We start from the raw sequence: 8,649 nt of genomic DNA, 5'->3' as shown, positions 1-8,649 counted from the left end.
CGGCCAGACCGTCGATCTGCTCGGCGAGTTCTTCCAGTCTGTCCTTGCGGCGGGCTACCACGGCAACCCTGGCACCGAGTGAGGCAAGTGCGCGGGCCACCGAAGCGCCGAGACCCGACGAGGCGCCGGTGACGATCGCCACCCGGCCGTCGAGATCGAACATCCGCGCGGCAGTATCGCGGTTCTGCGTCACGTGGTCTTCCTTTCTGCCGAAGCGCGTGCACGGTCGGCCCGGTCGACGAACTCGGGCAACTGCGCGCGCTGTACCTTGCCCATCGCGTTTACCGGCAGGGCGTCGACCTGGGACCAGATCTCCGGAACCTTGTAGGGCGAGAGTTCGCGCCGACAGAGTTCGGCGAGCGCTTCGAAGTCCAGTGAGGGTTCGGGACTCTCGATCACCGCGGCGACCCGCTGGCCCAGGCGGTCGTCGGGCACCGGGTATACGGCGACCCTGACGACGTTCGGCTGTGCCCCGATGACCCGTTCGACCTCGAGTGGGTAGACGTTCGCTCCGCCTCTGATGATGATCAGTTTCTTGCGGTCCAGCACGGTCAACCACCCGTCGTCGTCGACGGTTCCGATGTCACCGGTGCCGACGGGGCCGGGTTCGGTCGGCCGGACCCCATTACGCTCCCAGTAGCCGAGAAGCGGTGTCCAGGCACCTGCCCACGGGCCGGTGGTGGCCCCGCACAGGCGCAATTCCCCGAGTTCACCGGCTGGGAGGCGGTAGCCCGCCTCGTCATACGCCGCGACGTCGTAATGCGGCAGCACCTGCCCGCTCGTGCCCGGATGCCACTCTTCGCCCGGCGGATCGATCGATACGACGGTCGGTGCCTCGGTCAGACCGTACGTGACCCGCGGTATCAACCCGTGCGCCTCGGCGAACGCCCGCCGCAATGCATCCGGTGTGTCGCTACCACCGCACCACACCTCCTCGAGCGAGCCGAGGTCGGCGTCCGGGCGTGTGGCGAGGTCGTAGAGCTGCGCGGGAGCACCGTTCCACACCGTGATGCGCCGCGAAGAAATCCAGTCGACCACCCCGTCGAGGTCGCGCCGGTTCATCACGATGGAGCAACCACCGGTCTGTGCGGTGAGAAGAGTGGACAGAACCATGAGGTTGAGAATCGTCAGCGGGAAGCTGTCGCCTTTGCGTAACTCCGTTCCCCAGCCCCGGGTGGCGGCGAGAACCGCACCGGGAAGGAGGAGGTTGCGCTGGCTGTGTACCACGGCCTTGGGTCGTCCCGACGTCCCACTGGTGAACGCGATCCCGGCGGGCGCGTCCATGTCCAACTCGACCGGGGGAGCTGCCTCGCTACCTTCCAGGAGTTCCGCCCAGCGTTCGAGGCCGACGCAGCCCGGCGAGTTCAGCCGGCAGTGCGGCCCCTCCAGCACGACCGTCGGGTCGCACAGGTCGTGCAACTCCTCCTGCTCGTCGGCCGTCAGCGCTTCACCGATCCCCACCCAGACGGCGCCGATCCGCTGCGTACCGTGGAAGGCAGCGACGATGTCGAGGTCGTTGGGCAGACAGGCGGCCACGCGGTCGCCGGGGCGCACGCCGAGCGACCACAACGCACCCGCGGCGCGCCGTGCCTGGTCGTCGAGGTCGGAATAGGACCACACACCGGAAATTGCTTCGAGCGCAGGCGCATCAGGGTGCGACGCGAGCGCGGCATCGAGCACCGTGGCGATCGTGCCGGGAACAGCGGCACCGTCCATTTTCTTCACCTCTCAGTAATACCACTATCCTTGTAAACATTCATCTGATAGCTTGACGACACCGCCTCCGCACGAAGAGCAGAAGACGGCGCTGTCCGCACGTTTCTTGCGCGAGCGCAATCGCGCTCACCCCGCCAACCGAGAAGGGCAGGTAGCCGCGATGGACAGGCAAACGAAACACACAGGTCCTCTGTCCGAAGTGCGTGTCATCGACCTCACTGCCATGGTGATGGGTCCTTTTTGTACCCAGATCATGGCTGACATGGGTGCCGATGTGATCAAAATCGAGCCACCCGCCGGTGACAACACCCGTTATATCTCGGTCGGGCCGGAACCTGGAATGAGCGGTGTGTTTGTCAACGTGAACCGCGGCAAGCGCAGTGTGGTTCTCGATTTACGCTCCGACGAGGGCAAAGAGGCGCTCCGTGGCCTCATCACACAGGGCGATGTGTTCATCCACTCGATGCGCGCAACAGCGATCGCCGCCCTCGGATTCAGTTATGACGAAGTCGCCGCCATCAATCCGTCGATCATCTATACCAATTGCTACGGTTACGGCCGCCGAGGCCCGGACGCGAATCTCACCGCGTACGACGACACGATCCAGGCCGAATGCGGCCTGCCGTTTGCGCAGGAACAGCTGACGGGTGAGGTCGGCTATGTCGGCACCATCATCGCTGACAAGGTGGCCGGGATGACCGCCCTGTACGCCACGATGATGGCGCTGTTCCATCGCGAGCGAACGGGCGAAGGCCAAGAGGTCGAGGTCGCCATGTTCGAGACCATGGCCGCGTTCATGCTCGTCGAACACGCTAACGGTGCAATGTTCAGTCCCCCCTTGGGGCCCGCGGTGTACCCCCGTGCAGTGGCACCCAATCGGAAGCCCTACCGGACCAAAGATGGTCACATCTCCGCGCTGGTATACAACGACAAACAGTGGTCCGCATTCGTGGACGCCGTCAAACCTGATTGGGCCGGCGAACACTTCGCCACTCTCGAGCAACGGGCACGTCGGATCGATGCCGTCTACGCCTTGTTGGGAGAAACGTTCCTGGAGCGCACGACCCAGGACTGGCTCGACCTCCTCCGGTCTCTCGACGTTCCTGCCGCACCGGTCCGAACGCTCGACGAGTTGTTCGACAATCCGCACCTGAACGAAGTGGGATTCTTCGAAACCATCGAGACCGACAACGGGCCGGTGCGCTTTCCCGGCACGCCGGCGTGGCTCTCACGAACTCCGGGCCATATCGCCGGCCCCGCCCCCAGACTCGGTGCGCACACCGACCAGATCATGAATGAGTTTCATCTGTCGAAAATAGACACCAGGAGTTGAAGAAAGAATGACCGGAGAAGTTTTCAGCGCACGCTCCTGGCTGTTCGCCCCGGGTTACAGCGAACGCAAGATGGAAAAGGCCGCTGCCGGCACCGCGGACATTGTCGTCCTCGATCTCGAAGACGCCGTGACAGAGAATGGAAAACCCAAGTCACGCGAATTGATATCGGACTTCCTCTCGGCACGTCCGATCCGGGAAAGAAGTCGGTTGTGGGTGCGGGTCAACCCTCTGGACGGCCCTCACACGCTGGCCGATCTGGCAGCGGTGATCCCGGCGCGGCCCGGCGGCATCATGCTTCCCAAGTCACGCGGCCGCGAAGACGTAGAAGTTTTGGACCACTACCTTTCGGCGCTGGAAGTCTCCGCCGGTATCGAGCAGGGTTCGACCAAAGTCATCGTCCTGGTGACCGAGACCGCCGAAGGCATGTTCAGCACCGGTACCTACAAGGGTGCGCCGAGACTGGTCGCGATGACGTGGGGTGCAGAAGACCTCGCCGATGCAGTCGGTGCCAGTGAAAACCGCAAACCCGATGGAAGTTACGGCTTCACCTACGAGCTGGCCCGAAGCCTGTGCCTGCTGGGTGCTGCTGCTGCCGACGTAGCGGCCATCGAAACCATCCAAGGCGACTTCCGCGACATGGAAGGACTGCGCAACAGAGCCGAAAAGGTGCGACGCGACGGTTATCGAGGCATGCTGGCCATTCACCCCGCCCAGGTCGATGTCATCAATGACGCGTTCGCGCCTGCCGAAGCGGATCTGGACGCGGCGCAGGAAATCGTCGACCTGTTCGCCGCCAATCCTGACGTCGGCGCGATCGGCTACAAGGGCGCAATGCTCGACCGTCCGCATCTTGCCCGCGCACGAGCATTGTTGGTGGCCGGAGGCCGCGAATGAATGGCGATACCTTGCCCGGCGACGTGACCATCAGTGATTTCTTGCGTCCCGGTGATCGAATCGTCATGGGGCAGGCGTGCGGCGAACCGACCACACTGATCGAGGCGCTGATCGAGCAGGGGAGCGATATCGGTGGCCTCACAGCCTTCATCGCGACGAGCTTCTCCGGGATTTTCACCCCCGCGGCGACAGCGAGTTTCTCGTTGGCGAGTATGGGCGCCATCGGGGCGCTGCGCTCATTGACCAAGGCACACAAGCTTGCGATCATCCCCTGCCACGTCAGCCAGGTCGGGCCCATGATCGAGGCCGGGACCATCGGGTGCGACGTGGCTTTCGTTCAAGTCAGCCCAGCCGATGCACACGGCAACCACAGTTTCGGCCTCACCAGCGATTATGTGCAAGCCGCCGTGAAGAAGGCGCGGGTCGTCGTCGCGGAAGTGAACGAGCAGGTGCCGTACACACAGGGTGAAGTGCTACCGGCAGCGAAGATCGATTATGCCGTGCATGTCTCGCGGCCGCCGGTACAGGTGACGCCAGGAAGAATCGGCGCCACCGACGAAGCCATTGCCAGGCACGCCGCCGCATTCATCGAGGACGGCGCGGTCATCCAGATGGGGGTAGGGGCCGTACCGGACGCCATCCTGCGTCTGCTTTGCGACCGCAAGGATCTCGGGGTGCATTCCGGCATGCTGGGAGACGGGCTGATCGACCTGGTCGAGGCCGGTGCCGTCACCAATGCGCGCAAACGGATCGACAGGGGAGTGTCCGTCACCGGCGCCCTGATCGGGACCAAGCGGCTGTACGACTTCGCCCACCGCAACCCACAGATCCTCATGTGCACAACGGCCTACACCCACGATGCGGCGGTGCTCGCTCAGCTGGAGAAGCTGGTGACCGTCAATTCGGCACTGGAGGTCGATCTCACGGGCCAGGTGAACGCCGAACAAAGCGGCTCCGCCTATGTGGGCGGCACCGGCGGCCAAGTCGATTTCGTTCGCGGCGGCGCCCGTTCGCTTGGAGGTCACGCGATCATCGCCCTGCCCTCTACCGCGAAGGGCGGCACGATCAGCAGAATTACCGCACGTCTTTCCGGACCGGTCACCACCGCGCGTAGCGATGTCGACGTGATCGTCACCGAATTCGGTGCAGCCGAGCTCCGAGGCCAGGCCCTCGCCGAACGCACCCGACGACTGATCGCTGTCGCGCACCCAGACTTTCGGGAAGAGCTCGAGAGAGAAGCACACACGATTGCGCAGAGAGGTTTCTAGTGAGTGACGCCGTACTCTTCGATGCCCGTGACGACGGCATCGCCGTGATCACGCTGAATCGACCGGAAACCCGCAATTGTCTGACGAGGGAGATCCGGGAAGGCCTGGATGCCGCCTGGAAGCGCTTCGAGCGAGACCCGACATTGCACGTCGCCATACTGACGGGCGCGGGAAGCGAAGCCTTCTGTGCAGGTGGGGATCTGAAGGAGATGGTGGAAACTGGCATGCGAGTACCACCTCGCGACATGTTCCCCATTCCTTACGACACGATCGAATTGTCCAAACCGACCATTGCCGCGGTCAACGGCGCCGCGTTCGCGGGCGGCTGGATGATCGCCCAAGCATGTGATCTGTGCGTTGCCGACACCAGCGCGAAATTTGCGATCACAGAAGTCAGGGTCGGCAGAAGCTCACCTTGGGCGTCACCGTTGATTCATATGATCCCGCAACGAATCATGATGGAAATCATGCTGACGGGCAGAGCGATCACCGCACAACGGGCTTATGAGATCGGCCTCGTCAATCGGCTCGCCGAGCCCGGCGAATTAATGGACACCGCAATCGAACTGGCCGGCGAGATCCTCGCCGGTGCGCCCCTCTCGGTGAAGGCGGCACGAGAAACGGTCATGCTCTCCACGGAGATGGGGCGTTCAGCGGCTCTGAAGGCCGCTCGAGGGGCGTCCGAATATTGCTATAACAGCGAGGATGCCCAGGAGGGACCCGCAGCGTTCGCTCAAAAGCGTTCCCCCCGATGGAACGGACGCTGAGTCGCGACATCAGTCGCTACTCAGCGAGCCGTTTCGGCAGAAACGGAACGAGACCTGCCTCGGGTTCCACCCCGAAGGAGCGCAATGCCATGGCGAGCATCGAATAGCAACCCACGGTGAACACGACATCCATCAGCTGCTGATCATCGAACTCGGCGGCCAGAACGGTCCAGGTCTCGTCGCTCACCACGCCGTCTGCGAGCAGCTCGTCGACCGATTTCAACAGGGATCGTTCGAACACCGTCCAGCCCGGTGCATCCGGACCGTCGACAATGCGTGTGATTTCGTCGGCCTGGATGCCGGCGCGTTCGGCAAGGATCACGTGTTGAGCCCACTCGTAGTCCGATTGACGGATCGCGGCCACCCGGAGGACGAGCAACTCCCGTTGTCTGGCGGATAGGGCGGAGGTCGACAGCAGGTGACGGTTGAAGGTGAGAAAACCCATCGACAACGACGGATAGCGTGCAAGAGTGCCGAGTAGGTTGGTGCCGGGCTGACGGTTCTCCTCCGGCGTATGGGCGACAACACCGGAGCGGAAATTGTTGATGAAGGCCGTCATCTCCGGCGACCAGTCCGGTGGCGATGCGGGCGATATCCGGGGCGTCATGTGTTCCGTCCGCCGTTGACGCCGATCATTTGTCCGGTGATGTAGCCGGATTCGTCACCGGCGAGGAACGCGCAGATCGCGGCCACGTCCTCGGGTTGGCCGATTCGCCCGACCGGAGTCTTCGCCGTCTGCTGCGCAAGGTCGACGAAACCCTTGTCGACGGTTTCACGCAGCATCGGAGTATCGATGAAACCGGGCGGAATGGTGTTGACCGTGACGCCGTGCTTGGCGAACTCGAGCGCCAGAACCTTGGTGAGTCCGACGACGCCCGATTTCGCCGACACGTAACCGGCCAGGCCGGGGGAGCCGCTGTGAACGCTCGATGACGAAATATTGATGATGCGGCCCCAACCCTCTTCGACCATCTCGGGAAGTACAGCCTGGCAACAATCGAAGGTGCCGGTGAGGTTGACGGCAAGCGCACGGTTCCATCGCTCACGGGACATTTCGAGGAACGGCCCATCCAGCGTCATTCCCGCACTGTTCACGAGGATCGTCGGACGGCCCAGTCGGGCGCGCACCTCTTCGACGCCGGCGTCGATGGCGGCACGGTCGGTCACGTCGACCGCGACACCGATTGCCTTACCGCCTGCCTGCTCGATCGATATGGCTGTGGCCTCAGCCGCGGCACCGTTGATATCGAAGATCGCCACCATGTTGCCGTCAGCCGCCAAACGCCTGCTGATGGCACCGCCTATGCCAGAGGCGCCACCGGTCACGATCGCTGTGCGATTGCTCATTTGATCGGCTCCCTTCCCGCGAGGGTCGAGCGGTGCATGACGCGTCGCTTCGACCGGTCGAAGGGACACGCCCGGTGCAGCACACCGTGGTTGTCCCAGATCACCAGGTCGCCTACCGACCAGGTGTGCCTGTATACCCGATCCGGTGTGGTGGCCCGCTTTTCGAGATCCTCCAGCAATGCCCGGCCCTCGTCGAAGTCCATCCCGACGATGTGCGAGGCGAATGCCCCGATCACCAGTGAGCGCCGTCCCGAATCGTGCTCCCACACCAACGGGTGCTCGCGCGGAGTCCGAGATGCCCACTCCGCGAGTTGCGCCGGTGTGGGGTTCGGGTAAGACCGACGCTGGATCGCCTCGAATGTGTAGATCGCGTGAAGACCGGCGAAGCTTTCCTTCTCCTCGTCGGACAGATCAGCGTAAGCCGCGTAGGTGCTTGCGAACTCGGTCTCGCCGCCCTCCTCGGTGATCACGTGGGCGCTCAGCATCGTGGCCTTCGATGCAATATCGTCCGTCAAGCCGTCGATGTGCCAGAAGACATTGGCCGCGAGGAACTCCGCATTGGCGTTGGCGGGGTCGAAACTGACCTCCATGATTTCCTCCGCGGCGGGAGGAACGGCGGGAAACTTGCGCAGCGTGCCGAGCTTACGACCGAACTCCACCTGTGCGTGATCGTCGGCGTGGAGCTCGCGAAACAGCAAGACGCCGTACTCCTCCAGCGCCTCCAGACACGCCGCGGGCAATTCGTCGTCGCTCAGCAGTCGGTCGACATCGACCCCCAAAATCTCGGCACCGATATCCTCCCCAAGCTTCTTCGTGGCAAGTCTTTGCATCTGTTACTCCTGACTTTCAATGAATAACCCGTTGTCGATCCGACACTGTCGATGTTCTCGGAGCCGTGTTCTTGCTCCGATTTCAACCGGGGATCTGCGCCGTCCGTGCATTTTGCAGCGGCCGGAGGTAGGAAGGATCGTCCTTGCCACGCGACGGTGCCCCGTTCTCATGGATATCCGGAACATCCGCAAACGGAATTTCCATGGTGGGCACCAGTCCCGACCACTCGATCGCGGTGGTACGCAGAGCAATCTTCCACTGGCCGTCGCGACGCTCCAGGCGGTCGATATAGCGTCCGCCGGCAATCCAGTTGCTGTCATCACGATTACGACCGACGAACAAGTAATACGTCTCGGTATGGGCGGTATCGCCGTCGATATCGCACGTATGGTTCAGCAGGTTGTGGTGGGTCGCGATTTGGCCTTGCTCGTGCATCGGGATCGACCAGTCGTACAGTTCGGTCGGCCCACCGACGAAAGGACCTGCGGCGAT

At 63.1% G+C, this 8,649-nt stretch carries 10 protein-coding genes; 4 read left to right on the top strand and 6 right to left on the bottom strand.

The features are described 5' to 3' along the window. Together WAW17_RS15700 and WAW17_RS15695 are read right to left on the bottom strand one after the other, a co-directional pair. Positions 1 to 163 (bottom strand): SDR family NAD(P)-dependent oxidoreductase (locus tag WAW17_RS15700; protein ID WP_422333874.1); only part of this gene is annotated, 163 nt, incomplete at its 3' end. 26 nt (positions 164 to 189) lie between these two features. Next, the gene (locus tag WAW17_RS15695) at positions 190 to 1,716 is read right to left on the bottom strand and encodes a class I adenylate-forming enzyme family protein (RefSeq protein WP_422333872.1); all 1,527 of its coding nucleotides are present in this window, start codon (positions 1,714 to 1,716) and stop codon (positions 190 to 192) included. Between the two features lie 160 nt (positions 1,717 to 1,876). Here WAW17_RS15695 and WAW17_RS15690 point away from each other — a divergent pair, with 160 nt between their 5' ends. The 4 genes from WAW17_RS15690 to WAW17_RS15675 are packed head-to-tail and all read left to right on the top strand — an operon-like array spanning position 1,877 to position 5,979. Further along, positions 1,877 to 3,049: a CaiB/BaiF CoA transferase family protein gene (locus WAW17_RS15690; protein ID WP_422333873.1), complete on the top strand. Its 1,173-nt coding sequence runs from the start codon at positions 1,877 to 1,879 to the stop codon at positions 3,047 to 3,049. A 7-nt stretch (positions 3,050 to 3,056) separates the two neighbouring features. Next, the gene (locus tag WAW17_RS15685) at positions 3,057 to 3,944 is read left to right on the top strand and encodes an HpcH/HpaI aldolase/citrate lyase family protein (RefSeq protein WP_422333871.1); all 888 of its coding nucleotides are present in this window, start codon (positions 3,057 to 3,059) and stop codon (positions 3,942 to 3,944) included. Further along, positions 3,941 to 5,212, top strand: coding sequence for an acetyl-CoA hydrolase/transferase family protein (locus WAW17_RS15680; protein WP_422333870.1), 1,272 nt, complete (start codon positions 3,941 to 3,943; stop codon positions 5,210 to 5,212). Before WAW17_RS15685 ends, WAW17_RS15680 begins: the two co-directional genes overlap by 4 nt. Beyond that, entirely contained in the window at positions 5,212 to 5,979 is a 768-nt protein-coding gene (locus WAW17_RS15675; RefSeq protein ID WP_422333869.1) for an enoyl-CoA hydratase/isomerase family protein, read from the top strand. Before WAW17_RS15680 ends, WAW17_RS15675 begins: the two co-directional genes overlap by 1 nt. Positions 5,980 to 5,995: 16 nt before the next feature. Here the strand turns inward: WAW17_RS15675 and WAW17_RS15670 are convergent, their stop codons facing one another. The 4 genes from WAW17_RS15670 to WAW17_RS15655 form a co-directional block, all read right to left on the bottom strand. Beyond that, entirely contained in the window at positions 5,996 to 6,586 is a 591-nt protein-coding gene (locus WAW17_RS15670; RefSeq protein WP_422333868.1) for a carboxymuconolactone decarboxylase family protein, read from the bottom strand. Next, positions 6,583 to 7,326 (bottom strand): SDR family NAD(P)-dependent oxidoreductase, encoded by a 744-nt coding sequence (locus tag WAW17_RS15665; protein WP_422333867.1) that lies wholly within the window; start codon positions 7,324 to 7,326, stop codon positions 6,583 to 6,585. The genes WAW17_RS15670 and WAW17_RS15665 overlap by 4 nt, the downstream gene beginning before the upstream one ends. Next, positions 7,323 to 8,156 (bottom strand): TauD/TfdA dioxygenase family protein, encoded by an 834-nt coding sequence (locus tag WAW17_RS15660; RefSeq protein WP_422333866.1) that lies wholly within the window; start codon positions 8,154 to 8,156, stop codon positions 7,323 to 7,325. Before WAW17_RS15660 ends, WAW17_RS15665 begins: the two co-directional genes overlap by 4 nt. Positions 8,157 to 8,238: 82 nt before the next feature. After that, positions 8,239 to 8,649: nuclear transport factor 2 family protein (locus WAW17_RS15655; protein ID WP_422333865.1), on the bottom strand; the 411-nt coding region annotated here is incomplete at its 5' end.

The organism is Rhodococcus sp. (in: high G+C Gram-positive bacteria) (assembly GCF_049286785.1).
Classification (GTDB): domain Bacteria; phylum Actinomycetota; class Actinomycetes; order Mycobacteriales; family Mycobacteriaceae; genus Rhodococcus_F.
Note: the sequence above shows the minus strand (reverse complement) of the source record. Positions and strands in the feature narration are given on the sequence as shown.